Origin of the sequence: Arthrobacter sp. H35-D1 (assembly GCF_030063185.1) — a bacterium.
Lineage (GTDB): Bacteria > Actinomycetota > Actinomycetes > Actinomycetales > Micrococcaceae > Specibacter.
Window position 1 is genome coordinate 15,128 of sequence record NZ_JASISP010000023.1, and the last position, 23,591, is coordinate 38,718.

Sequence of the window (23,591 nt, forward strand, 5' to 3'; positions counted from 1 at the left end):
CGCCCAAATGGCCGCGAAAACTGCACACAAGAAAGTCCCAACACGCCATTATCGCACAGACCATGCCCCTGCCCCGGTGTCCGGACACGAATTGGAGCCCGTGGGAAGAGCTGTCTGCTGTGTGGAATCGGGGGAAGGAACGGCTTCACAGATTGAAGCGATAGGCTTCTTAACATGCCTTTGAATGTTCGTTCCTGGAACAGTGCTGTGCCCGTTGCCGCCGTATCCCTGTTGCTTTTGACTGCTTGTGCACCTGCCGTGTCCGTGGACCAAGCCAAGGATGCCAACAATCCCGCCTGCGCGTCGATGATGGTGGCCCTGCCGGACGCCCTGGCCGACGCCAAGCGCCGCACCACCAGCAGCCAGGCAACGGCAGCTTGGGGTGATCCATCGGTGGTGATTCTGCGCTGCGGCGTCACGGTTCCCGGCCCCACCACCGACAAGTGCGTCACCGTCAACGGCGTGGACTGGGTGATGAAGGAGGGCGACGACGCCTGGACCCTCACCACCTACGGTCGGGATCCCGCCACCGAGCTGCTGCTGTCCAAGAACAAGGTCCCCTCGGACACCGTCCTCACTGAAATTTCCGCTGCAGCGTCCAAGATCCCGGCCAGCGGAGGATGCTTGGGACTTGGCGACGTCCCGAACCCCACCCAGAGCCCAACACCGCAGCCCAGCGCGGGCTAGGCTTTTGCGCCCAGCCTCCACAGGGACGTGGTTTCCTTGCTGCGCGCAGCAAAGAAGGGGTCGCTGCGGTCCATGGAGCGCGGATGCTTCGGCGGTGTGTCCAGTTTGTCCAACACCTCGAGCCCGCCCTTTTCAATCCAGCCCATCAGTTCTTCGCGCGAGCGCAGGCCGAGGTGCTCTGCAAGGTCGGAGATGACAAGCCACCCCTCTCCCCCGGGCACCAGGTGCCCGGAGAGCCCGTTCAGGAACGCCTTGAGCATGCGGGACTTGGGATCGTAGACGGCGTTGTCCAACAACGTGTTGGCCGTCCCCGGCAGCCACGGCGGGTTGCAGACCACCAGCGGCGCCCTGCCTTCCGGGAACATGTCCCCCAACCGAGCCTCGATTACATCCGCCAATCCCAGCGCCGTCAGGTTCTCCCGTGCGCAGGCGATGGCGCGCGGTTCGCTGTCCGTGGCCACCACGTGCTTCACGCCGCGCCGTGCCACAATGGCGGCCAGCACCCCGGTGCCGGTGCCAATGTCGAAAGCAAGTTCCCGCGACGGCAGCGGCGCCTGTTCCACCAGCCCCAGGTATTCGCTGCGGATTGGGGCAAAGGTGCCGTAGTGCGGGTGGATCAGGGCATCCAATTCCTGCACAAAAACACCGTTGCGTCGCCATTCAAAGGCTCCGACAGCACCCAGCACATCCTGCAGCGGAGCCACCATGGCTTCCGCCACGTCCCCGGCGGCTGCCCGCCACGCCTCGGCAACATCGGGAGCCCGGCGCAACGCCACGGCAGGGCCCTCCTCCAGCGGAACGAGCAGGAGCCCCAGCATTCGTGCCCGCTGTGTGCGGCCTTGGCGGTAGCGATAGAAAGCCTTGGCGACGTCTTCGCCGTCGTGCCTGGAAAAGACCGGCAGGCGCCTGGCCATGGCCGAGAGCAGTTGGCGGGCATTGTGGTAATCCCCGCGCCACAGCATGGCCGTGCCTTGGGCGGCGAGGCGGTGGGCGTCGTCGGCCGTGAGGGAGTCGTCCACCACCTGCACTTTTTTGGGAGCGGCGGCACCGCTGGCGGAAAACCACAGCGCCGTGTGTTCGGTGTCCGCCTCGGTCCAGCTCAGGGTGGGGGCCGGCGGCAATGGCTCGTGGCTCATGGGCGAAGTGCTCCTAGGGGATTGCCGGCGGCCGCGAATTGCTGGCAGACGCTTTGCAGAAAAGTAAGGCCCCCAGTTTAGCCCGTGCAGGAAGGCGGACGGCGACGATGGATGGGAACGTTCCGCTCACGGTGCGCAGAGGCTTTGGGGCCCTTTGCATTCCGCCGCCGGCGTCCATCGCAGCGCAAGCGGGGCTTTCCGGCCATAATGCCGCGGCCGTGGTTGGTGCCCCTGGCCCCCGGCACGTCAAGCGCGGCTCCGCCCGTCATGGTTTTGGTTACGGCGGTGGAAGTCTTCACGCTCAAGCTCATGGGGGTGCTGCCGCTGGCTGCCAAGGCAAGGGCAGCCAGCACGGCCACCACAGCCTGCCATTTCTGACCCAGCGCAACGCTGCTGCCGGGGATGCTCTTCACGTTCGACTACCTCGCCATTTATGTTTCGTTGATTTCCGCGTACATTTCATTGTCCGGCACCAAGTCGTCGAACGCCAAAATGGTGGCGGCCGGTTGCCCACCCCCGGGAAGGGTCTCAAAGGCGGTTGCCGGTCAGCTGGCCGAGTTGTACGCTCACCTCGTGGGCGCTTCCAGGGACATAATTGATGCAGCGAGGTCCGTCATGCCCGACGCCAAGGTGGTGGGCATGGAACGCATGACGGGTGGAAGCTCCGCGAAGGTCACCGCACTCGCGCTGTTTTCGCCATCGCTGGGGCAGCGTCGCGTGGTGTTTCGCCAGCACACTCCCGATGGCTTCAAGGACCACGGGACCTCTGTTGCAGCGAAGGAATTTGGGGTCCTGCGGCAATTGCACAGCAGGGGCTTTGAAGTTCCCAAACCGCTGGCACTCCATGGCCCGGCCCCTCAGGACGGGCCTTGGCTGGCGATGGAATGGGTGGAAGGGACCACCGCCCGGGCCGACGCCCAAGTCGATGCAGCCGTGGAGGCCATGGCCCATTTCCTGTCCCGGCTGCATGGGCTCGCCGACATCCATGTCCCTGAACTCACCGCTCTTGAGGACCCCGCCCAAGTGCTGGATGCACATCTTCCGGCCGATCGGACCGGTGGAGCCGTCGCTGCGGCGTTGCGACGCGGCATCGATCGTCGGGCGAATTCTTCAGTGCTGCTGCACGGGGACTACTGGCCGGGCAACGTCATGTTCGACGGCGCACGGCTCGCCGCCGTCGTGGATTGGGAAGACGCAGCGATGGGAGATCCACTCGCTGATTTGGCATGTGCCAGGGTCGAAATCTGTTGCGCGTTCGGCCTTCCGGCCGCCGAGCGGTTCACCGACGCATACGTGGCGCACATGCACAGCGCCGGAAACGCCCTTGATCTGTTCGACCTTCCGTTGTGGGAGATGTACGTCTCGGCGACCGCGCTCGGCTCCATGCACCTCTGGGGACTGGCAGCCGATGACGAGAATACTCGTCGTCGTCATACCCGCAGCTTCCTCGAACGTGCCGCGAACGAGTTTCTCGCGTGCCGGTGACCTGACCCGGGACGGTGGCTATTCTGCATGGCGCTGGATTGCATTGGCATGCGTCCCTGCCCGGAAAACCATGCCGATGGACGCCGCCAGATCAGTTCTCTTGGCATACTTGCCGCATGATTGATTGGCCCCGAGGTGAAACCATCGTGTCGGCGCGCTTGCGCCTGGAACCGCTCTCGGTGGAGCATGCCGCCGACATGGTGAAGGTGTTGGCAGACACTTCCCTCTATGAGTACACCGGCGGCGAAGCTCCGTCTCTCGAGGAACTACAGCGTCGATACGCGAGACAGGCAGCCGGCCACTCCGACGACGGGTTGCAGGCGTGGTTCAACTGGATCGTTGTCCCACGGGACGCCGATGCACCCATTGGGTTCGTGCAGGCAACGCTCGAGCCCAGCGGACCGGATCTTGCCGCCACCATCGCCTGGGTGATTTCACCCAACCAGCAAGGACAAGGGATGGCTTCCGAAGCCGCCCAAGCAATGATCATTTGGTTGCGCTCGCGAGGCGTGCACAGCTTCGTGGCGCATGTACACCCCGAGCATTTCGCGTCCATGGGCGTCGCACGAAAACAAGGCCTTCATCCCACGGGTGTGATCGAAGATGGGGAAGTTCGCTGGGAATCCTAGCTGCCGGTGCGATCGCGGTGCGTGCACCCCGGCCAGCAGCAGGGCCGGCGCTGGCCCTCCTCGAGCTCTTCCCGCGTCCGTCGAATGCGGCGCTCCCGTGTCTTCTCCTGTTTGGCGTCCTCTACCCAGCAGATGAATTCATTGCGAGCCAGCGCCGTAATGTCGTTCCAGGCATCCAGTGCCGCGGCGTTCTCGATCAGTGTCTCGCGCAGGTCGGAGGGAAGCTTGTGGACCACACCGCCGGGCACTTTTTCACTGCTCATGCCACTAGAATAGCGGGCAGACGCACCCAAAAGAACAGGCAACAGTGCAGGAGGACTGATGGAATTGGACCCGGCGATGAGCGTTGCGCAGTTCCAGTCGTCGTATTTCTACGCTGCCGAACTGAGGCAATTTGCCCAACGACTGGGGATCACCGTTGGCAATGCGCGCAAACATGAAGTTGAGGCGTTGATCCTCGAGTGCCTGGGCATCGGGGAAGTCCCGGAGCATCGTCCGGTCAACCCCCGCCGCGCCGGAACTCCCCGCGACGCACTCGATCCGGGCAACCAGGTTCTCAACTACGTTGGAGATGCGCGGACCAAGCAGTTTTTGCTCGGCCTCGCCCGGTCCCAGTCGTCGGGGATTGCCGACAAGTCCGGCCAATGGTACTGGCTCAACGACTGGCGCCGGGCGCAGCAGGCGGCGGGGGCGGAGTTCAGCTACCGGGACCTGGGCAACCGCCTTCGTGCACTGATGCAGACAGAGGGGAGGCTTCCGCAGATCCCTTCGGCACGGATGAACAACTTCCTGACCGACTTCCGTGCCGATCCGGCCAACTCGGAGTTCAGCCGCAAAGAGGCAATGGATGCATGGGAGCAGCTAAAGGCAGCGGACGGCCCAAAAACCTACGAGCACTGGACCACGCTCCGTGCCCGCTGACCAGGCGCGGCGTCATTCTTGCCTGCGCCAACGGAGGCCGCTGGTTAACGCAGGCCCACCTTCCGCTGCAGGGCCAGCTGGAGCAGCTCGTCGATCAGCTCCGGGTAGCTCAGCCCCGAGGCTTCCCACATCTGCGGGTACATGGAGCTCGGCGTGAAGCCGGGCATCGTGTTGATCTCATTGATGATCAGCTCACCGGCCGCCGTGTAGAAGAAGTCGACGCGGGACAGGCCCTCGGCACCGACGGCGTCAAAAGCCGCAGCGGCCAGCTCGCGCACGCGGGCCACATCCGCTTCCGGCATCTGGGCCGGGCAGCTCAACGTTGCTGCATCGCCCTGAACGTATTTGGCGGCAAAGTCATAGAACGCATGGTCGGTGTCAACCATGGCAATTTCACCGGGGAGGGACACACGCGGGGCGTCGCTCCCCCGGCCCTCAAGGACGGCGATTTCAATTTCGCGGCCCACAATGCCGGCTTCGATGACGAGCTTGAGATCGTGCTCGCGGGCTTCGGCAATGGCGGCATCCAGCTCCTCAAGGGAGTCCACCTTGGAGATGCCCATCGAGGAGCCGGCGCGGGCAGGCTTCACAAAGACGGGGAAGCCCAGGGCGGCCACGCGATTGCGCACCTTCGCCGGATCCACCGTCCACTCGCGGTCGGTGACGGCAACATAGGGTCCCACGGTGAGCCCGGCAGCTTCAAAAACGACCTTCATGAAGTGCTTGTCCATGCCGATCGCCGAGGCCAACACCCCGGCACCCACATAGCGGGTGTCAGACAGCTCGAGCAGCCCTTGGACGGTGCCGTCCTCGCCCCACGGCCCGTGCAGCAACGGAAACACCACGTCCACGGCACCCAGTTGCTCAGGCAGTTGCTCCGCTTCGGAGACCACCAGCTGGTGGCCTCCGCCCAGGTGGGACAGCGAAACAGTCCGCTCCCCCGCCGCAATCTCCGGCAGGGCACCCCCGGCGAGGGACACGCCTGCGATGTCTTCGCCGGCCAAAACCCACTGGCCGTTTTTCGCAATGCCGATGGGCACGACGTCGTACTTGTCCTTGTCAATGGCACCCAGCACGCCGGCCGCCGTCACGCAGCTGACCGAATGCTCGCTGGAGCGCCCCCCGAAAAGAATGGCTACGCGAATGCGCGCAGGGGTAGCGGGGGAATCAGTAGTCACGCGTTAATCGCCTTCGGATTTCAGTTGGCGGCCCAGCAGCAGCGGGCCCAGTTCGTCGACAGTCAGCTTACCCTCAAGCACGGCCACCACGGCATTGGTGATGGGCATGTCAACGCCCATTTTCCCCGCCAAATCCGAGACGGCACGCCCGGACTTGATGCCCTCTGCGGTCTGCGTCATGCGGTTGTTGACGTCCTCGAGCGTGAGGCCCTCGCCCAGCATGCGCCCGGCGGTGTGGTTGCGACTCAGCGGGGAAGAGCACGTGGCCACAAGATCGCCCAGCCCGGCGAGCCCGGACATGGTCTCGGCCTTGCCGCCCAGCGCCAGCGCCAGCCGCGTGGTCTCGGCCAGCCCGCGCGTGATGACCGAGGCCTTCGTGTTGTCGCCCACCTTCTGCCCCTCGCAGATGCCCACGCACAGCGCGATCACGTTCTTCACGATGCCGCCAATCTCCACGCCCACCACGTCGGAGACCGTGTAGGGGCGGAAATACTTGGGCTTGCACGCCTTCGCAACCCACTTGGCCGTTTTCTCGTCCGCGCATGCCACCACCGAGGCGGTGGGCTCCTGGCGGGCAATCTCCATGGCCAGGTTGGGACCCGAGACCACCACGACCCGCTCCGGGCCCAGGCCCAGCTCCTCCTGGATGACCTGGGACATGCGCTGGTCCGTGCCCAGTTCCAGCCCCTTCATCAAGCTGACGACGACGGCGTCCTCCGCCAGGAGCCCCACCCACCCGCGCAACTGCTCCCGCAGCGTTTGGGCGGGGACGGCCAGCACCACCAGCTCGGCATCGCGCAGGACTTCCGCCACGTCGGTAGAGGCGCTGATGCTGGCGGGCAGCTCAATGCTTGAGAGGTAGCGGGGATTGCGGTGGTTCTCGTTGATCTGGTCCACCACCTCCTGCCGCCGTCCCCACAGCACCACGCGGAGATCGGTGCCTTCTGCGGTGTCAGCGAGAATCTTCGCGAAGGTGGTGCCCCAGCTGCCGGCACCCAAAACCGCAATCTTGGCCGGTGCCTTGCCATCCACGTAGCTCACTGGAGATCCCCTGTTTCTGTTGTCCCGGCGTCGTTCTTCTTGTTCTCTTCAGCCACGGGCGCCTCCTGATTGGGGGCCTGCGCGCCGCGCTCGACGAACCGGCCGTGGGCCGATTGCCGGTGGGCGGAAGGGTCCCAGCGCTGGGCCGGGGCAACCTCGCCGCGCAGCTCTTCCAACATGGCGGTGATGTGGTCCATGATGACCCCCGTCATCGCCTCGAGCGTGGCCTTGTCGCCCGACCTGCCGGCAAAGGCGCTCAAATCAACAGGCTCGCCCACCACAACCCGCACCTTCTTGCGCGGGAAAATCTTGAAACCCTTGGCGTAGCGCGGGAACACTTCCTGCGCGCCCCAGTGCACCACGGGAATGACCTTGGCGTCGGTGCCCAGGGCAAGCCGGGCAGCACCCGTGCGACCCTTCATGGGCCACAGTTCCGGGTCCCTGGTCAGCGTGCCTTCCGGGTAAACAACAACAGCTCCGCCTTCGCCGAGCACCACCCGGGCCTTGACCAGCGACGTGCCGGCTCCGGCGCCGCTGCGCTCCACGGGGATCTGGTGGGCGCCGCGCAGGACAGCGCCGAGAACGGGTGTCTTGAACAGCCCATCCTTGGCCAAAAAGTGCGGCATCACGTTCTGGTTGTACAACATGTGCCCCACCACAATGGGGTCGATTTCAGTACAGTGGTTGGGCACCACAATGAAGCCCTCATCCTGGGGCAGGCGGTCCAGTCCGTACCATTCCTTGCCGATGAGGACGTTCATCAGCGGGCGCGCCACCCCTGCCAAAATGGCGAAAAACATGCGCGTGCCAATGCCCATGTCCCGGGGTTTGAAGGGTCGCTTGTGCTCCGGCTTGCCCTGGCTGGGAAGGCCGTCGCATGGAGGACCGTCGCCTGCGGGGCCGGGGTGCGGACCGGGGCCCACTGCGCCTAGCCCGCCTTCTGCATGGAGTCCAGAACGTCAAAGTCGGCGCCCAGAGCATCGAGCTTGGCGGTGAAACGCTCGTAGCCGCGGCTGATCACGTCAATGCCGGTGACAGTTGAGGTGCCTTGGGCCGCCAGTGCGGCGATCATGTGGCTGAAGCCCCCGCGCAGGTCAGGGACGTTGATATTGGTGCCCTTGAGCGGGGTGGGGCCGGAAATAACGGCCGAGTGCACAAAATTTCGCTGGCCAAAGCGGCACGGGATGCTTCCCAGGCACTCGCGGTGCAGCTGGATGTTTGCCCCCATGCGATTCAGCGCCTGGGTAAAGCCGAAGCGGTTTTCATACACCGTCTCGTGCACAATGGAGACGCCTTCGGCCTGGGTCAGGGCGACGACCAAAGGCTGCTGCCAGTCGGTCATGAACCCTGGGTGCACATCTGTTTCCAGGACCAGCGGCTTGAGGCTGCCGCCCTTGTGGAAGAAGCGGATTCCCTCGTCGTGGATGTCCATGCCGCCGCCGATCTTGCGGAACGTGTTCACGAACGTCATCATGTCGCGTTGGGAAGCGCCCTCAACGTAAATGTCGCCACCGGTGACAAGGGCCGCCGAGGCCCACGACGCTGATTCGTTGCGATCCGGCAGGGCGGTGTGGTCGTAACCGGTGAGTTCTGCCACGCCCTCGATGCGGATGGTCCTGTCCGTCTGCACTGAAATGATGGCACCCATCTTTTGCAAGATGGCGATAAGGTCAATGATTTCCGGCTCGGTGGCGGCACCGGCGAGTTCGGTGATGCCCTCAGCGCGCGTGGCGGAAAGCAGGACCTGCTCGGTGGCCCCAACACTGGGGTACGGAAGAGAAATCTTGGTGCCCTTTAGGCCCATGGGCGCGGTGATGGCAATTCCACCACCGGTCTTCTCCACTACGGCGCCGAACTGGCGCAGCACTTCCAAGTGGTAGTCAATGGGACGGTCACCGATCTTGCACCCACCGAGATCCGGGATGAAGGCGTGCCCGATGGAATGGATCAGCGGCCCGCACAGCAAAATCGGGATGCGGGAGTCGCCGGCGTGCGTGTTGATCTCCGCAGTGTTGGCCTTCTTGGCATTGGAGGGATCCATGGTGAGGTCGCCCGTGACAGGGTCCTTCACTACCGTGATGCCATGCAGGTGAAGCAGGGACGTCACCACTTCGACGTCCTTGATCTCCGGAACGTTGCGTAGCGTTGACGGGCTGTTTCCCAGCAACGCGGCCACCATGGCTTTCGGAACCAGGTTCTTGGCCCCGCGCACCTTGACACTTCCCTTGAGTGGAACGCCACCCCGGACTGTCAGAATTCTGCTCATCGTCACCTAATCCTCTGTTCCACTTGTGCGCCCGTAACCTGCCCGGGCTTCAGTCAAGCATAGTTTCTCCCCCGCGAGATGCCGAAATGAGCGCTGCGACAGGGGACGAGGAGGCTGCGGCGTGATCCAGGCGCGGTTTCGCCTCCGTGACCCCGTGTTGGTGATCCGCTGCCGGTTTTACCGGGCGCGGATCACCATAGCTGCGTCAATTCTGCTTTTTGGCCCCGCCGGGTCGCTGACTTCCACCTGCATCACCGCTGAAACCGCCATAACCGGCACGAAACGCCCTTGCAGATCCTCTTTGCCTCCGCCACAGCCCGCCCGTCGGGCCAGCTTGTCCACATTGTGCGGCGTGGCCCGTTTTTCCTGCAACTGGCAGCACACCATGGAACCATGAGCATCTTTGAAGCCCCTCCCTTCATCTCGGCGCCCAGCAAATATGTGAGCGAATATGGCTCCCGCCGACTCGCACACCAGGCCGCGTCCGGTGAGCTGGTGCGAATCCGGCAAGGCCTGTATCTAACCGCGGAGATGTGGCAAGCCATGCGGCCTTGGGAAAAGTACCGGATGCAGATTCAAGCGGTGCATGAACTTGCTGCGGGAAGACCTGTCTTCGCCCGAGAATCCGCTGCACAAATACTCGGCTTGCCACTGGCGTCGGTGCCGCCGCGGGTACAGACTGTGGTGCCGCCGGGGCAGGGCGGCGGTCGCAGCCGGAAAACCTTGCAGCGGATTGAAGCCATTGCCGCCGATCCCCAACCCTGGGAAATGTTTGGCCTTCTGGTGACTCCACCGGTGCCAACGGTCCGCGACCTTGCCGTTCACCTGCCACTCTCGGGTTCCTTGCCGGCGATGGACAGACTCATGAGCCAACGAATCCTCCCCGGTTCCCCCTGCAACGTTCAGCTCACGTTCACAGAAGCGAACGTGGCGGCAGCCATTGAACTTCTGCCCAGCGCAAGCCAGCAATACAGGGCGCTCAGGGTGCTTGAGCTCGCCGATGGACAGTCCGGGTCTACAGGAGAATCGCTAAGCCGGGCCATCATGATCGAAAACGGCTTCCCGGCCCCCGTGCTTCAAGCAGAGTTCCGGGATTCGCAAGGGCGCATTGGGTTCCCGGACTTTGACTGGGAGGAGTTCAAGACCCTGGGTGAATTTGACGGCCACGAGAAATACTCGGCGCAGAAGTACCTACGCGGCAGAACGCCCGCAGAGGTTGTCATTAGTGAGAAGAACCGTGAAAACCGGCTCCGGGCCTGTGGCTACAACGTGGTGCGCTGGGAGTGGGATGACCTGAAGAATCCGCAGCGGCTCGTCAATTTGTTGCGTTCGGCAGGACTGCCCCAGCAGTGCGGGGGGCGCTGATGTTCATCAGAGCGTCCACGACGCAGAAATGGTCATCCGCTCCCGAATTTACCGGGAGCGAATGACCAATTCGACAGCACTTTGACAGCTTAGACCTTCGCTGGCAGCGTGGTGGGTTTGATGACGGGGCGGGTAGCCTCGAACGCGGTGATGTCTGGTTCGTTGCGCAGGGTGAGGCCGATGTCGTCCAGGCCTTCCAGGAGGCGCCAGCGTGTGTAGTCGTCGATGTGGAACGGGACCACCAATGATTCGGCGGTGACCAGTTTGGTTTCCAGGTCCACGGTGACTTCGGTCCCCGGAGCGTTTTCCAGGATCTTCCAGATCAACTCGATGTCGTCCTGGGCGAGCTCGGCGGCGATGAGGCCCTGCTTGCCGGAGTTGCCGCGGAAGATGTCGGCAAAGCGCGAGGACAGCACGGCCTTGAATCCGTAATCCTTCAACGCCCAGACAGCGTGTTCCCGCGAGGAGCCCGTGGCAAAGTCGGCGCCTGCGACCAGCACTGAACCCCGGTTGAAGGGCTCCTGGTTCAGGATGAACTCCGGGTTCTTCCGCCAGCTGGAGAAGAGCGCGTCTTCAAAGCCGGTACGGGTGATCCGCTTCAGGTACACGGCAGGGATGATCTGGTCGGTATCGACATTGCTTTGGCGCAGCGGGACACCAATGCCGGTGTGGGTGGAGAACTTTTCCATGCTGTGAGCTCCTTACGCTACGAAACTGGTCGCGGAACGGGTGCCCGCTGGTTCAAGGTCCGAGGGTGAACTCAGGGTCCCACGGACCGCAGTGGCAGCAGCCACCACCGGAGAGACCAGGTGAGTACGCCCACCCTTGCCCTGCCGGCCCTCAAAGTTGCGGTTGGAAGTCGAAGCGCACCGCTCCCCCGGCTCCAACTGATCCGGGTTCATGCCCAAACACATCGAGCAACCGGCAAAACGCCATTCGGCACCAAAGTCCAAGAACACCTGGTCCAGGCCTTCCGCTTCAGCCTCCAAGCGGACCCGGGCGGAACCGGGCACCACGAGCATGCGAATATTCGGGTCTTTCTCCCTGCCCCGGATAATATCCGCAGCTGCGCGCAGGTCCTCCACGCGGGAGTTCGTGCACGAACCCAGGAACACCGTGTCAACACGGATGTCCTTCATCGGGGTCCCGGCTTCCAAGTCCATGTAGGCCAGGGCACGCTCGGCCGCAGCCTTGGCGTTTTCATCGCCAAAGTCCTCCGGGAACGGCACCGAGCCACTGAGCGAAACACCCTGGCCGGGGTTGGTCCCCCACGTCACGAACGGTTCCAGCGTGTTGGCGTCAAGGAACACCTCGGTGTCGAACTCGGCATCGTCCTCGGTTCTCAGCGACGTCCAATACTGAACCGCCTCATCCCACTGGGCGCCCTCGGGAGCGTGGGGCCGACCCTTCAGGTAAGCGAAGGTGGTCTCATCCGGTGCGATCATTCCTGCCCGGGCACCGGCTTCAATGGACATGTTGCAAATGGTCATGCGCGCATCCATCGACAGTGCACGGATCGCAGAGCCACGGTATTCCAGGACGTAGCCCTGCCCGCCGCCGGTACCGATCTTGGCAATGATCGCCAAGATGATGTCCTTGGAACTCACCCCCGGACGCAGCGTTCCTTCAACGTTGATCGCCATCGTCCTAAAAGGCTTCAGCGGCAACGTCTGGGTGGCCATGACATGCTCCACCTCGGACGTGCCAATACCGAAAGCCAACGCACCTACGGCACCATGGGTTGACGTGTGCGAGTCCCCGCAGACCACCGTCATGCCCGGCTGCGTCAAGCCCAACTGCGGGCCCACCACATGCACAATGCCCTGCTCGGCGTCGCCGAGGGAGTGCAGGCGCACACCAAACTCGGCACAGTTGTTGCGCAACGTCATGATCTGGGTCCGGCTTGTCAAATCCGCGATCGGCTTGTCAATGGCCAACGTCGGAGTGTTGTGATCCTCCGTGGCAATCGTCAAATCCGGACGACGCAGCGGCCGCCCAGCCAAACGCAAACCCTCAAAAGCCTGCGGAGAGGTGACTTCGTGGATCAAGTGAAGGTCAATGTACAAAAGATCAGGCTGGGCAGCATCGCCCTCGCCCTCGCCCAGGCGAACAACATGGTCCCGCCAAACTTTTTCGGCAAGTGTCTTTGCTGCCCGGCGTGGGGCGATTTTGGCTACTTGCGCTGCTGTTTCTTCCACTGCTGCATCGTCCACTGTGTGGGGCGTGGTTGGCTCGCTCACAGCAGCTCCCTTCACTTGGTGAATCCGTTACTGACGGATGCCGCATTCGGATAGAATTTGACAGTGGTCCGTCGGCGGCTTCGATGATTGTAGGCTCCCACTCTTCCAGCCCCATCTGGAGGGAAGCCAATTCTTCGATTTGCATCTCACATAATGAGACGGCAATATCATTACATGGACAATTCTAGCGGCGTTGGCGTCATTGACAAAGCGGCCCTAGTGCTTGATGCACTCGAGGCCGGTCCCACCACTTTGGCGCAACTTGTTGCTGCCACCGGACTGGCCCGTCCCACCGTGCACAGGCTGGCACTTGCCTTGGTACATCATAGACTCGTCAGCCGCGACATGCAGGGCCGGTTCGTGCTGGGCGCCCGGCTCGTGGAGCTGGCCTCCGCCGCCGGCGAGGACAGGCTCATTGCGGCCGCCGGCCCAGTGCTGCTCCAATTGCGCGACTCCACCGGCGAGAGCGCCCAGATCTTCCGCCGCCAAGGCGATTCCCGCGTGTGCGTGGCTTCGGCCGAACGCCCCATCGGCCTGCGCGACACCATCCCGGTCGGCACCCAGCTGACCATGAAGGCCGGCTCGGCCGCACAAGTACTGCTGGCGTGGGAGGACCACGAACGACTGCTCGAGGGATTGCACAGCGCCCGCTTCACTCCAACCGTGCTGGCCGGTGTCCGACGTCGTGGGTGGGGACAGTCGCTGGGCGAACGGGAACCCGGGGTCGCCTCGGTCTCGGCACCGGTGCGCGGACCCTCTGGACGCGTGATCGCCGCCGTCTCCATCTCCGGTCCCATCGAGCGCCTGACCCGCCAGCCCGGCCGTCTGCACGCCGAAATCGTGTGCAACGCCTCGCGCATCCTGACCGAAGCCCTGCGCAAAAGCGCTACCTGAGAGCCGGCTCTCCCGGCCTGCCCCGCCCTTGCCTGGGCCACCGACCCGCACTGACCGCGACGGTCGGCAAAATGCCCATTGAAGGTCGGGGGGATCAAGCGTAAAACGGAGCTATGGCAAAGATCAGTCTGGGGATTCTTCAGGACACACCAATACGGGACACTGGGAGACTGGGAGACTGGGAAGTGTGAAGATTTGGACTCGCTGGCGGCATTGGGCAACCCTTTCCGCAGGCCCCTCAGGCGCGCTGGTTGCGGGCTACGTCCCAGCGGGCCGCATCCCTGGGCTTGTCGGCGCGCCGGCACATGCCTCGCCACACGCCATTCGGGGCATGGCACCGAAGTAGTTTCAGGAGTCCCACGGACTCCTGAAACATTTTTACAGTTGAATTCATTGGCCGCCGGGCATCCTCCGGTTTCCCTTGGCGGGCACCTGCAGCGTCGAAAGGTGATGCCATGCGTTCCTCAATGCGCACAGCGTGTGGGGCGATCCTCGCCACCGCAATGATCGTAGGAGTTTCCGGCTGCACGGCCGGCAGCAGCCAAAAAGAATCTCCCCCTGCTTCCGGAACACCCCCGGCAGCCGCCGCAAGTGCGGCCGTCACAGCAGCAGGTGCCACAGGAAAGGGCCTTGCGGCTGTCCCCGGAATCGTCCGGAAACTCGAACCGTCGGTCGTGACCATACAAACCCAGATCGGCCTCGGCAGCGGCGTTGTCTATCACAGCGACGGCACCATCGTCACCGATGCCCACGTGGTGGAGGACATGCAAGGACAACCCTTCAAAACCGTGCAAGTTCAATTCGCCGACGGCAAGCAGGCGTCGGCTCAGGTGCTCGGCGTCGACAACATCACGGACGTCGCCGTGATCCGCGCCGACCGGACCAACTTGCCCGTCCCGGAATTTGCGTCGACCGAGCCTGCGGTGGGTGCGCTGTGCGTGGTCATCGGCAGTCCCCTGGGCCTCGACGAGACGGTCACGGCCGGCATCATCTCCGCACTGCACCGGGACATCCCGCCGTCGACGGACGCACCGCATGGCAAGATCAATCTGATCCAAACGGATGCACCCATCTCCCCCGGCAATTCCGGCGGCGCGGTGAGCAACTACAAAGGACAAATAGTTGGCTTGTCCGAAGCCTACCTGCCACCCAGTTCCGGTGCCGTGTCAATCGGCTTTGTCACCCCGGCCACAACCATCACCAACGTCGCAAACCAGCTGTTGAAGAACGGCACCGTGAAGCATGCCTACCTCGGCGTCGGCCTGGGTGACATTTCCCCGCAAATTGCGCACGAATTCAAGCTGCCGTCCACGAACGGGGCCTTGGTCATCAAGGTTGCCTCGGGCGGACCGGCTGCTGCGGCAGCCATCAAGACCGGGGACGTGATCATTCGCATTGGCAGCACACCGGTGGCCAACGTAACCGACCTGCTGGAGGCGCTGAGCGGCGACACCCCGGGCCAGCAGGTCGACGTCACGGTCCAGCGAGGCAGCACCACCAAAACTCTTGGAGCAACCCTGGGCGACCAACCCACGTCCTAGCGGTGTGCCGAGGAAACATTGTGCAAAAGTGGAGAAGCACGGCAAGCAGGATCCCACCCTTCGGGCTAGGGTGTGGGCATGACGAAATACACGGTGTTTCTGCGCGGGGTCAACGTGGGCGGCGTCAACATCAAAATGGCCAATCTTCGCCAGGCCCTTGCCACCCTTCCCGTGGCCAACGTCAAAACGCTGCTGGCCTCCGGCAACGTCGTGTGCACGGCAGAGGCCTCCGCCGCAGAGCTCAAATCCATGGTGGAAACGCTGCTGCGCGAGTCCTTCGGCTACGACGCGTGGGTGGTTGTGGTGGACGACTCCCAGCTGGCTGCCATCATCGAGGCCTGCCCCTACCCCGCCGACGACGCCACCCACCACGCCTACATCACCCTGTCTTCGGATCCGGCCGTTCTTGACGAATTGGCCCGCCACGCGGCTGAGCTTCCCGGGGTGGAACTTGCGCGGCTGGGACCAGGCGCACTGGCGTGGCAGGCTACGGCCGGCGGAACCCTCGACAACCCCTTCAGCAAGCTTTCTGCCAGGCCGCGCTACAAAAGCACGACGACGACCCGCAACTTGCGCACGCTGCTCAAGTGCCGCGACGCCTTGGCCTGATCCCCACGCCCTCCCCCCACTCGCAAGCTCGCGGCGGGTCCCTCGGGCGCGTGGGCCCACCACGCCCTCCCATTCGTCAGGGACGGGCTGCTGCCAGGGCTTGCTGGAAGGCACGGTAGCGGGCAATCTCGGCCTCCACGGGGGCCTCCACCTGCGTACCGGCCACCCCGGCAACACTTTCGCGCAGCCGCCGTCGAGCTTGGGCCGCCCGCGCCCTGGCACCGGCCAGCGCCAGGAGCTTGCTGGAGACGGCCAGGAATACCCCCAGCACCACCCCCGCCAACACCCTGAGCGTGGGCAGCGGCCAGCCCTCCACACTGGGGGCAACAGGAACGGAGAACTGGAAGTAGCCCAGCACCGCCAGCACGCCCAACCAGGCTAGGCCGCCCACGGCCACCAACAGGGCAAGCCACTGGACGACGGCGAACACGGGCCACCACCAAGCGCGGGTGTTGGCCTTCAGGTCGGTGCCGGCCACAGCCTGGTCCAACGCGTCGGGCAAGCCCTCGCGATGGCTGCGCGCGGATGTCCGGATGGAGGCGCGCCACGGACCGGAGGCACCCTCGCTGGCCGCGTCGGCAAAGTTGCGGATCGAGGAATCGATCCGGGCCAGTTCGGCAGCGCCGGAGGGCGGCAGCGAAGTACGGTTCAGCTCGGAGGAATCATCCCTGCGCAGGCTCAGGCGACGCAGCGGATCCTTGCGGAAACGGCTCAACCAGCGCGTCACCGGCCAACCCGTCGCCTTGGTGGCGTCGAGCCGGTAGGAGGTGTGCACGGCCTCCACCACCGTTTCAACATGCACCGCTTCGGCCAGCCCGGCAGCCAGCTGCTTCCGGTCCTGTTGGTGCACGCCTGCTGCGTCGCCGTCGCCGGAAGCCGCGGCCAAACGCTGCGCTGCCACGCCAACATCGGCCGCCAGCCGGGCCGACTTGGCCGCCTTCGCCTTCACCACGGAAGCAATGCGCTCCCGCAACTCGGCTACGCCGTCGCCGGTCACTGCCGACACCGCGGCCACCTGCGCCTTGCCCAGGCCGTCGCGCTCCAGAATGGTGGCCAGCGAATCCAGCACCGGCTTCACCTCGGCCGGGGCCAGCTTGTCCACCTGGTTCAGCACCACCAGGGTCACGGCGGCGTGGCTGGAAAAGGGCCGAATAAAGTCGTTGTGCACGGCGGCGTCGGCATACTTTTGCGGGTCAACCACCCACACCAGGACGTCGACCTGGCCGGCCAGGCGCTCCACAATGGCGCGGTTGCCCAACTGGACCGAATCGAAATCCGGCAGGTCAAGCAAAACCAGCCCGCCGGCGTCGTCCATCAGGCCCTGCACGGGAGTGCCTTCGCGACGGTCCGCGACCTCGAGCCAGTCAAGCAGCGGCGCGCTTCCGGGCATGCCCCAAACCATGGCCAGCGGTTCGTTGGTGGTGGGGCGGCGGACGGCCACCTGCGCGGCATCGGTGCCAGCCACGGCGTTGAAAAGCGAGGATTTGCCGCTGCCCGTGGCGCCAAAGAAGCCGACGACGGTGTGGTCGGCACTCAGCGAACGGCGTGAAGACGCCCGCTCCAGCACGCCGTACACCTGCTCCAAAGTGGCGTCGTCGAGGCGTCCCTCGCCCAGTTCGCGTGCCTCGTTCAGGGCCGCCAGCGAGCGGTCAAGGGTGGATTCGGCGCGCGTGTGGCGGTGGCGGCTCATGCGTGGCCTCCCATTTCACCGAGGCTGGCCAATTCAGCCGCGAGTATCCGCAACCGGGCGGCCGGAGCTTCGAAGGCATCTTGTTCATCGCCGATTCGCTCCAGAAAGCGCCGCTTTTCATGCCCCAGCAGGCTTTCGCAGCGTGCCTCGAGCGAGCGCTTGGCTTCCTTGGCCAGACGCCGCACGGCATCTTCTCCAAAGACGGCTTCCAACAGTTTCTGGCCGACGACGGCGGTGCCTCCCGCAATGCCCACCTCGGCTCCCGTCAATCCCCCGGTGAAGGAAAAGACCACCACCATCAGCACCACGCCCAGGCCGTTGACGCCAAAGGAAAGCAACCTGGCCTGGGAGCGTTTCGCGGCGCCTTCGGCCCGGATGAGTTCCATGACTTCGCCTTGCCAGGCACGGATTTCGGCAGCCGATTCGGCGGCAAAGCCTGCGCTCGGGGCGGAAAGATCGTCCGTTCCCAGAAGCTGCCGGCCGGCCGGGTCCGCACGCCAGCGCTGGTCCGCGTCTTCCGAAGCGCGGGATGCCTGGTCGACGATGACGGCCTGCAGCCCCGTCTCAATCGCTGTTTCAACCTTGACGGCCGGCGGCGGCTGGCCCTTGAAGAAAGCCCCGATCCGATCGCGCAGCCGGCCAATGCCGGATTCGATGGCACGGAAGAACTCCCCGGTGCCCACGAAGTCCTGCCACCTGGCCAGCACTTCCCCGCGCAACAACGTTCCGTCGCTGCTGGCCTTGCTGATGCGGGCTGCCGCGTCGGCAAAGGCTGATTCGACGTCCTGGGCCAGTTGCCGGCCGGCGTCCTGCTGCGCCGTGGCGGCCGTGGCCAGCACCTCCAGCCGTCCGGAGAGGGAACGGACGGTGCCATTAAGGGTCCGGCGCACAATGTCCGCACGGCCGGCCGCATCGTCGCCGATGTCCCGCAGCCAGTCATGGATGGGTGCAACGGCCTGCCCGGGGAGCATGCCGAGCCCATCAACGGCCGTTTCCGCAACCACAAACAAGTGCGCGCCGGCAAGGCCCTCGCGCTGGAGCATGGCCCGCAGGTCCTCGGCCACTTCGGCTTCAGCACCCTGCGGCATACGGTCCAAAATGACAGCCACCGTGATGTCCCGGGACGCCGCATCCAGCAGCAGTTTCCACGGCACGGCGTCCGCGTACCTGTTGGCCGTGGTGACAAAGAGCCACAGGTCCGCCGCAGCGAGCAGTTGCCCTGCCAGCTGGCGGTTGTCATCGGAGATGGAATCGACGTCGGGCGCGTCAAGAAGCGCCACCCCGGCGGGAACGGCACTGTCCGCCACCAGCACCAGGGAGGTCATGGCCGAGGCGTCGGGGGACGCGCCCGCCCGCGAGGCCGGTGTTTGTTCCTTGGCGAGTTCCCCGTGCACGCGGTGCAGCGTGGGCAGGACCCTGGCGGAGGTGAACCAGGAGGCGTCGTCGGGGTGGTGCAGCAGGATGGGCTGGCGCGTGGTGGGACGGATGGCGCCCGAACGGGTCACCGGATGGCCCACCAGGGCGTTGACGAGCGTTGACTTCCCCGCCCCCGTGGACCCGCCCACCACGGCCAAGAGCGGCGCGTCCAGGCTCTTCCAGCGGGGCAGGATGTAGTCGTCCAACTGCGCTTGGGCTGCGGAGGCCGCGGCGCGTGCCTCATCGACGCCCGGCAGCGCGAGGGGAAGATCCAGCCCCGCAAGCTCCGTGCGCACACTTTCCAGCAGCTCAATGGCTGCTTCTTGCACCAAGGCAGCGGCGCCATTGCCGCCTGACTGAGTTGAATCGGAGGGGTTCACAGCTTCATCATGCCAGTTCGGGGCACCAGTGAACGGCATTGCGGCACAGAGTACGGCTAATTTTCAAGGCACCGGTGGTTGAGCCTGCCGAAATCCGGATTGCCAGGCCCGCCATGATTGCTGCGTACCGTTGGCGCCTAATGGCGCGCCACTGCCGCCGTGGCGAGCCATTAGGTGCCAACCATGCGCAGGCGTGCACGTGGAAGTCGGCGAGCCGGTCTCGACACGCTGAATCTCGACAAACTGGCGTTGGATGCTCGCCAGGGCAGCAAAAAGGCCGGGAATCTTCGATTCCCGGCCTTGCTTGTGACCCCAGCGGGATTCGAACCCGCGTTACCGCCGTGAGAGGGCAGCGTACTAGGCCGCTATACGATGGGGCCCTAATACATTCGCTTTTGCTCCGCGAACTTCATGAACAGTACCTGAAATTTGCTGTGCACGCCAAACGAAAGGCGGCTTTTGCAAGCGCTGGGATACCAGGACTCGAACCTAGAATGTCGGTACCAGAAACCGATGTGTTGCCAATTACACCATATCCCAAAGGCTACGTTCTGCCGTGAAATCCGCGGGTTTCCCCGGACTTTCCACGGCCCTCGCGCCGGGATAAAACTATACCCGAGAGATTGCCGAACACCAAAACGGGAATGCCGTTTTCAGCTGAGATGTGCGTCACAATTCAGCGGCGGGGCGCCGAGCCCAAGCAGCTCGGGCAGCTGGGCCAAGGACCCGATGCCGCGCACGGCACCGGCACTCGCGGCGTCGGCTTTCTCCACTGGCGGCAGTTCCTTCTCGCCCCTGTTCAGCCACACCCCGAGCAGGCCTGCATTCATCGAGCCCACCCCGTCCACCAGGAAGTTGTCTCCCACGTAGAGAGTTTCCTCCGGCGCGGTCCCCAGCTGGCGGCAACCTTCCCAAAAGATTTCCGGCCGCGGCTTCGCGGCCTTGACGGTGTCGATGCCCACGAGCACTTCAATTCGCTGCAGGCCGGCACGGTCAAGTTTGGCGCGCTGATAGTCGTGGACGTTGTTGCTCACGGCCCCGTAGGGAACATTGGCTTCGTCCAACGCGTCCAGGAGCGGCGCCACGTCATCGAAAGCTCGGAAGTACTGCGGCTGCGCTTCTTCAAAATCGGCGATCCACCGCTGCTCCGCCGGTGCATCGAAACCCGTGAAGCCCACTTGTTCAAAGACTGCCCGGGCGCGCAGCCCGCGCTGCTGGGCGAACGTGAATTCGCCCAGCACGTAGCGGTCGTAGAATTCCCAGGGATCCGCCATGTACAGGGCGGCAAAGTGGTCCCATGCGGCCGGGGTGAAGTCCGGCAGCAGCTTGGCCCCGGCAAACACCATGGCGTGCTTGATGGCTTGGTACAGGTCCACGACGGTCTCATCAATATCGAACAAGACACCCTTGACACGCCCAGCAAGGCAGACAGTTCCAAGGGCGTCTTGCGAAGCGTCAATCGTCAACGTGATTAGCCCCTGAACGCGCGCAGGCGGGTCAGCGAGGACTCCTTGCCCAGAATCACCATGGATTCAAAGAGCGGCGGCGACACCTTGCGTCCCGACAGGGCCGTGCGCACAGGTCCGAAGGCCAGGCGCGGCTTCACGCCCATGCCCTCGACCAGGGCAGTCTTCAACGCCGCCTGGATCGACTCGGCACTCCAGTCCTCCAGCGGTTCGAGGGCTGCCATGGCTGCATCCAACACTTCGCCCAAGTTCTCCGGAAGGCCCTTGAGCGCATCCTGGGCGACGTCGACGGCGTCGTCCTTCTTGAAAAGGAACGCCATCATCTCCGGCGCCTCGCCCAGCAAGGTGATGCGTTCCTGGACCAGAGGGGCGGCCTCGGTGAGGATTTCCTCCTCGCGGGCGCTCAGGGACTCCCCCACCAGCCCGGCAGCCTCCAGGTACGGGACCAGGCGGTTGCGGAAGTCGGCAGCATCGAGCATGCGCACGTGGGTGCCGTTGATGGCCTCGGCCTTCTTGATGTCGAAGCGGGCCGGGTTGGCCAGGACGTCGTGGATGTCAAAGTTCTCCACCAGCTGCGCCACAGAAAAGATGTCCTCGTCGGCGGAGAGCGACCAGCCCAGCAGCGACAGGTAGTTCAGCAGGCCCTCGGGGATGAAGCCGCGGTCGCGGTGCAGGAAAAGGCTGGACTCGGGGTCGCGCTTGGAGAGCTTCTTGTTGCCGGCACCCATCACGTACGGCAGGTGGCCGAACAGCGGCATGTACTCGGCCACGCCAATGTCATGCAGCGCGCGGTACAGGGCCACCTGGCGGGGTGTGGAGGAGAGCAGGTCTTCGCCGCGCAACACGTGGGTGACGCCCATGAGGGCATCATCCACGGGGTTGACGAGCGTGTACAACGGTGCGCCATTGGGGCGGACAATTGCGTAGTCCGGGACTGATCCTGCCTTGAAGGTGATCTCGCCCCGGACCAAGTCTGTGAACGTGATGTCCGTTTCCGGCATGCGCAGGCGCAGCGCCGGCTCGCGGCCCTCCGCCTTGAAGGCGGCAATCTGGCCGGCTGTGAGGTCGCGGTCAAAGTTGTCGTATCCAAGCTTAACGTCCCGACCGGCCGCCTTGTGACGATCTTCGACTTCCGCCGGTGTGGAATATGACTCATAGGCATGGCCGTTTGCCACCAGCTTGGCAATGACGTCCTGGTAAATGTCCCCGCGCTGGGACTGGCGGTACGGTTCGTGCGGTCCGCCAACCTCCACGCCTTCATCCCAAGTGATGCCCAGCCACTTCAGCCCGTCCAGGAGCTGGAGGTAGCTTTCCTCGCTGTCGCGCTTGGCATCGGTGTCTTCAATGCGGAAGATCAACTTGCCGTTCGTGTGCCGGGCATACGCCCAGTTGAACAGCGCGGTGCGGATGAGGCCTACGTGCGGCGTACCGGTCGGCGAGGGGCAAAACCTGACGCGGACGGGAGTTTCGGCGGTGACAGTGGGGATGGAGGCAGAAATAGTCATGATGGTTCCAGTTTAGACGCCCGACGGCGTGATCCGCACGAATCGCTCCGGGTCACCGAAAACGACGCTCCCGCGACGAGGCGTGCGCCTGTCGGCCGGTGGCAACCCGGACCAACTCCACGAGGACCAAGCCTCCGGGAAGAAAGCCGACCTCACCGTTCTAGTGGGGTCCGGTCAGTACGGCAGGTGTCCACGCCGGCCAGGCCGGTTCGCCAAGCACACGACCGCGTTCGTAACGGGCAACGGGCTGGAACGGGCTGGACGCGAGACTGTTGTCGTAGAAGGTGCAGCGGTCGGCGAGATCACGCGCCTCGGCGACCAGCTTCCAGAGTCGCCGATACCGTTGCCGCACCTTTGTTTCCGGAACATCGTGCCCGCCCTGCGCCACTCGGTACTCCACGCGCATCACCGATACATCCTCGGGGATGAGGATTACGTGCAGAGCGACAAGATAACCGGCGAAAGCAGCGCGCCTTATCAGCTCAACCTCGCTGGGATGGCTGAAGACGGTCTCAGGGATGAAGGATCGCCCCTTGCCAAGGGCATCGTCGCGAGCAGCCATTGCCGCGGCCGAGGCCTGGTACGCGTGCTCGACCTCCCGTCCGGGCCAGCGCCGTGCAGCGATCCCATCTGCGTTGATGATCGGGAGGTGAGTTACTGGTTGCAACACCGTTTCCACGAACGTGGACTTGCCGGCGCCATTGGGTCCCGCAAGGACATGCAGGACAGGTGAACTCATGCAGGGTTGATGCCGGGGTCGTGCACAACGGCAAGACCTTCAGCATCCGCCTCCGTCCAGGGCCGGCCGGCTTTTTGCAGGCGGTCTTGGAAATCCAGACCCGCGATCCTCGCAGAGATCTGCTCATCCCAGTCCACTCGAACTACGGCCTGCGCACTGTCTGAAAGACTGTCGTATGGGTCCTGCCCGGCCAGGACTTTGCTGATCGCACCGTGGGTGATCCTCGGCGATGCTTCCAGTGCGCGGCCAAGGCGTGCCCAGTGATCCAGCTGCTGGGCGGCGCTGCGGCTTTGGAGCTCGCCGGCTGCCTTGGCGGCTCCGAAAAGCTCACCGTCAATACGGGTTGGCATCGACTTCATAGCTCAAGCGTAGCACTTCGCTACACGGCATGTCGTGGCGTTTC

Annotated in this window: 23 protein-coding genes and 2 tRNA genes; 8 read left to right on the top strand and 17 right to left on the bottom strand. The window is 64.2% G+C overall.

What is annotated here, in order from left to right; all coding sequences use genetic code 11:
• Positions 1-174 precede the first annotated feature (174 nt).
• Positions 175-687 carry a DUF3515 domain-containing protein gene (locus QMG25_RS17055; protein ID WP_283462239.1) on the top strand — a complete coding sequence of 171 codons (513 nt, stop codon included), beginning with the start codon at positions 175-177 and terminating at the stop codon, positions 685-687.
• Here the strand turns inward: QMG25_RS17055 and QMG25_RS17060 are convergent.
• Positions 684-1,823, bottom strand: a complete 1,140-nt coding sequence (locus tag QMG25_RS17060; protein WP_283462240.1) for a methyltransferase — start codon at positions 1,821-1,823, stop codon at positions 684-686. The two genes, QMG25_RS17055 and QMG25_RS17060, sit on opposite strands and share 4 nt — an antisense overlap.
• Before the next feature lie 77 nt (positions 1,824-1,900).
• A complete protein-coding gene (locus QMG25_RS17065) occupies positions 1,901-2,236 on the bottom strand; it encodes a hypothetical protein (RefSeq protein ID WP_283462241.1) in 336 nt (111 codons plus the stop codon).
• 160 nt (positions 2,237-2,396) lie between these two features.
• Between QMG25_RS17065 and QMG25_RS17070 the strand changes: the two genes are divergently transcribed.
• Complete coding sequence (locus QMG25_RS17070; RefSeq protein WP_283462242.1) at positions 2,397-3,308, top strand: phosphotransferase family protein; 912 nt, start codon at positions 2,397-2,399, stop codon at positions 3,306-3,308.
• Between the two features lie 116 nt (positions 3,309-3,424).
• Positions 3,425-3,937 carry a GNAT family N-acetyltransferase gene (locus QMG25_RS17075; protein WP_283462243.1) on the top strand — a complete coding sequence of 171 codons (513 nt, stop codon included), beginning with the start codon at positions 3,425-3,427 and terminating at the stop codon, positions 3,935-3,937.
• On the opposite strand, the gene QMG25_RS17080 is transcribed toward QMG25_RS17075, so the two are convergent.
• Complete coding sequence (locus QMG25_RS17080; RefSeq protein ID WP_283462244.1) at positions 3,934-4,200, bottom strand: YdeI/OmpD-associated family protein; 267 nt, start codon at positions 4,198-4,200, stop codon at positions 3,934-3,936. The two genes, QMG25_RS17075 and QMG25_RS17080, sit on opposite strands and share 4 nt — an antisense overlap.
• A 58-nt stretch (positions 4,201-4,258) precedes the next feature.
• On the opposite strand from QMG25_RS17080, the gene QMG25_RS17085 reads away from it, so the two are divergent.
• Positions 4,259-4,858, top strand: a complete 600-nt coding sequence (locus QMG25_RS17085; RefSeq protein WP_283462245.1) for a hypothetical protein — start codon at positions 4,259-4,261, stop codon at positions 4,856-4,858.
• A 44-nt stretch (positions 4,859-4,902) separates the two neighbouring features.
• Here the strand turns inward: QMG25_RS17085 and QMG25_RS17090 are convergent, their stop codons facing one another.
• From QMG25_RS17090 to murA, 4 genes are all read right to left on the bottom strand, one after another.
• Positions 4,903-6,036, bottom strand: coding sequence for a D-alanine--D-alanine ligase family protein (locus tag QMG25_RS17090; protein WP_283462246.1), 1,134 nt, complete (start codon positions 6,034-6,036; stop codon positions 4,903-4,905).
• A gap of 3 nt (positions 6,037-6,039) precedes the next feature.
• Positions 6,040-7,077, bottom strand: coding sequence for an NAD(P)H-dependent glycerol-3-phosphate dehydrogenase (locus tag QMG25_RS17095; RefSeq protein ID WP_283462247.1), 1,038 nt, complete (start codon positions 7,075-7,077; stop codon positions 6,040-6,042).
• Positions 7,074-7,895: a lysophospholipid acyltransferase family protein gene (locus tag QMG25_RS17100; protein WP_283462248.1), complete on the bottom strand. Its 822-nt coding sequence runs from the start codon at positions 7,893-7,895 to the stop codon at positions 7,074-7,076. The genes QMG25_RS17095 and QMG25_RS17100 overlap by 4 nt, the downstream gene beginning before the upstream one ends.
• Positions 7,896-8,005: 110 nt before the next feature.
• Positions 8,006-9,343: a UDP-N-acetylglucosamine 1-carboxyvinyltransferase gene (murA, locus tag QMG25_RS17105; protein ID WP_283462249.1), complete on the bottom strand. Its 1,338-nt coding sequence runs from the start codon at positions 9,341-9,343 to the stop codon at positions 8,006-8,008.
• Between the two features lie 288 nt (positions 9,344-9,631).
• Between murA and QMG25_RS17110 the strand changes: the two genes are divergently transcribed.
• Positions 9,632-10,708, top strand: a complete 1,077-nt coding sequence (locus tag QMG25_RS17110) for a hypothetical protein (RefSeq protein ID WP_283462250.1) — start codon at positions 9,632-9,634, stop codon at positions 10,706-10,708.
• Between the two features lie 89 nt (positions 10,709-10,797).
• On the opposite strand, the gene leuD is transcribed toward QMG25_RS17110, so the two are convergent.
• Together leuD and leuC are read right to left on the bottom strand one after the other, a co-directional pair.
• Entirely contained in the window at positions 10,798-11,397 is a 600-nt protein-coding gene (gene leuD / locus QMG25_RS17115; protein WP_283462251.1) for a 3-isopropylmalate dehydratase small subunit, read from the bottom strand.
• A 12-nt stretch (positions 11,398-11,409) separates the two neighbouring features.
• On the bottom strand, positions 11,410-12,876 hold the full coding sequence (leuC, locus tag QMG25_RS17120) for a 3-isopropylmalate dehydratase large subunit (protein WP_283462291.1): 1,467 nt from the start codon (positions 12,874-12,876) through the stop codon (positions 11,410-11,412).
• A gap of 246 nt (positions 12,877-13,122) precedes the next feature.
• Between leuC and QMG25_RS17125 the strand changes: the two genes are divergently transcribed.
• The 3 genes from QMG25_RS17125 to QMG25_RS17135 all read left to right on the top strand — a co-directional run bounded on the left by QMG25_RS17125 (position 13,123) and on the right by QMG25_RS17135 (position 15,992).
• Positions 13,123-13,842: an IclR family transcriptional regulator gene (locus QMG25_RS17125; RefSeq protein ID WP_283462252.1), complete on the top strand. Its 720-nt coding sequence runs from the start codon at positions 13,123-13,125 to the stop codon at positions 13,840-13,842.
• A gap of 455 nt (positions 13,843-14,297) precedes the next feature.
• Entirely contained in the window at positions 14,298-15,383 is a 1,086-nt protein-coding gene (locus QMG25_RS17130; protein ID WP_283462253.1) for a S1C family serine protease, read from the top strand.
• A 78-nt stretch (positions 15,384-15,461) separates the two neighbouring features.
• On the top strand, positions 15,462-15,992 hold the full coding sequence (locus tag QMG25_RS17135; RefSeq protein WP_283462254.1) for a DUF1697 domain-containing protein: 531 nt from the start codon (positions 15,462-15,464) through the stop codon (positions 15,990-15,992).
• Positions 15,993-16,068: 76 nt separating this feature from the next.
• Here QMG25_RS17135 and QMG25_RS17140 read toward each other — a convergent pair whose 3' ends face one another.
• The 8 genes from QMG25_RS17140 to QMG25_RS17175 all read right to left on the bottom strand — a co-directional run bounded on the left by QMG25_RS17140 (position 16,069) and on the right by QMG25_RS17175 (position 23,547).
• Positions 16,069-17,682, bottom strand: a complete 1,614-nt coding sequence (locus QMG25_RS17140) for a GTPase (RefSeq protein WP_283462255.1) — start codon at positions 17,680-17,682, stop codon at positions 16,069-16,071.
• Positions 17,679-19,478, bottom strand: coding sequence for a dynamin family protein (locus QMG25_RS17145; protein ID WP_502866435.1), 1,800 nt, complete (start codon positions 19,476-19,478; stop codon positions 17,679-17,681). Before QMG25_RS17145 ends, QMG25_RS17140 begins: the two co-directional genes overlap by 4 nt.
• A gap of 307 nt (positions 19,479-19,785) precedes the next feature.
• Positions 19,786-19,858, bottom strand: a tRNA-Glu gene (locus QMG25_RS17150).
• Between the two features lie 88 nt (positions 19,859-19,946).
• A tRNA-Gln gene (locus QMG25_RS17155) sits at positions 19,947-20,018 on the bottom strand.
• Between the two features lie 113 nt (positions 20,019-20,131).
• Complete coding sequence (locus tag QMG25_RS17160) at positions 20,132-20,944, bottom strand: HAD family hydrolase (RefSeq protein ID WP_283462258.1); 813 nt, start codon at positions 20,942-20,944, stop codon at positions 20,132-20,134.
• Positions 20,945-20,949: 5 nt separating this feature from the next.
• Positions 20,950-22,449 (bottom strand): glutamate--tRNA ligase, encoded by a 1,500-nt coding sequence (gene gltX, locus QMG25_RS17165; protein WP_283462259.1) that lies wholly within the window; start codon positions 22,447-22,449, stop codon positions 20,950-20,952.
• 160 nt (positions 22,450-22,609) lie between these two features.
• On the bottom strand, positions 22,610-23,188 hold the full coding sequence (locus QMG25_RS17170) for an ATPase (RefSeq protein WP_283462260.1): 579 nt from the start codon (positions 23,186-23,188) through the stop codon (positions 22,610-22,612).
• The gene (locus QMG25_RS17175; RefSeq protein ID WP_283462261.1) at positions 23,185-23,547 is read right to left on the bottom strand and encodes a TA system antitoxin ParD family protein; all 363 of its coding nucleotides are present in this window, start codon (positions 23,545-23,547) and stop codon (positions 23,185-23,187) included. Before QMG25_RS17175 ends, QMG25_RS17170 begins: the two co-directional genes overlap by 4 nt.
• Between the last annotated feature and the right edge of the window lie 44 nt (positions 23,548-23,591).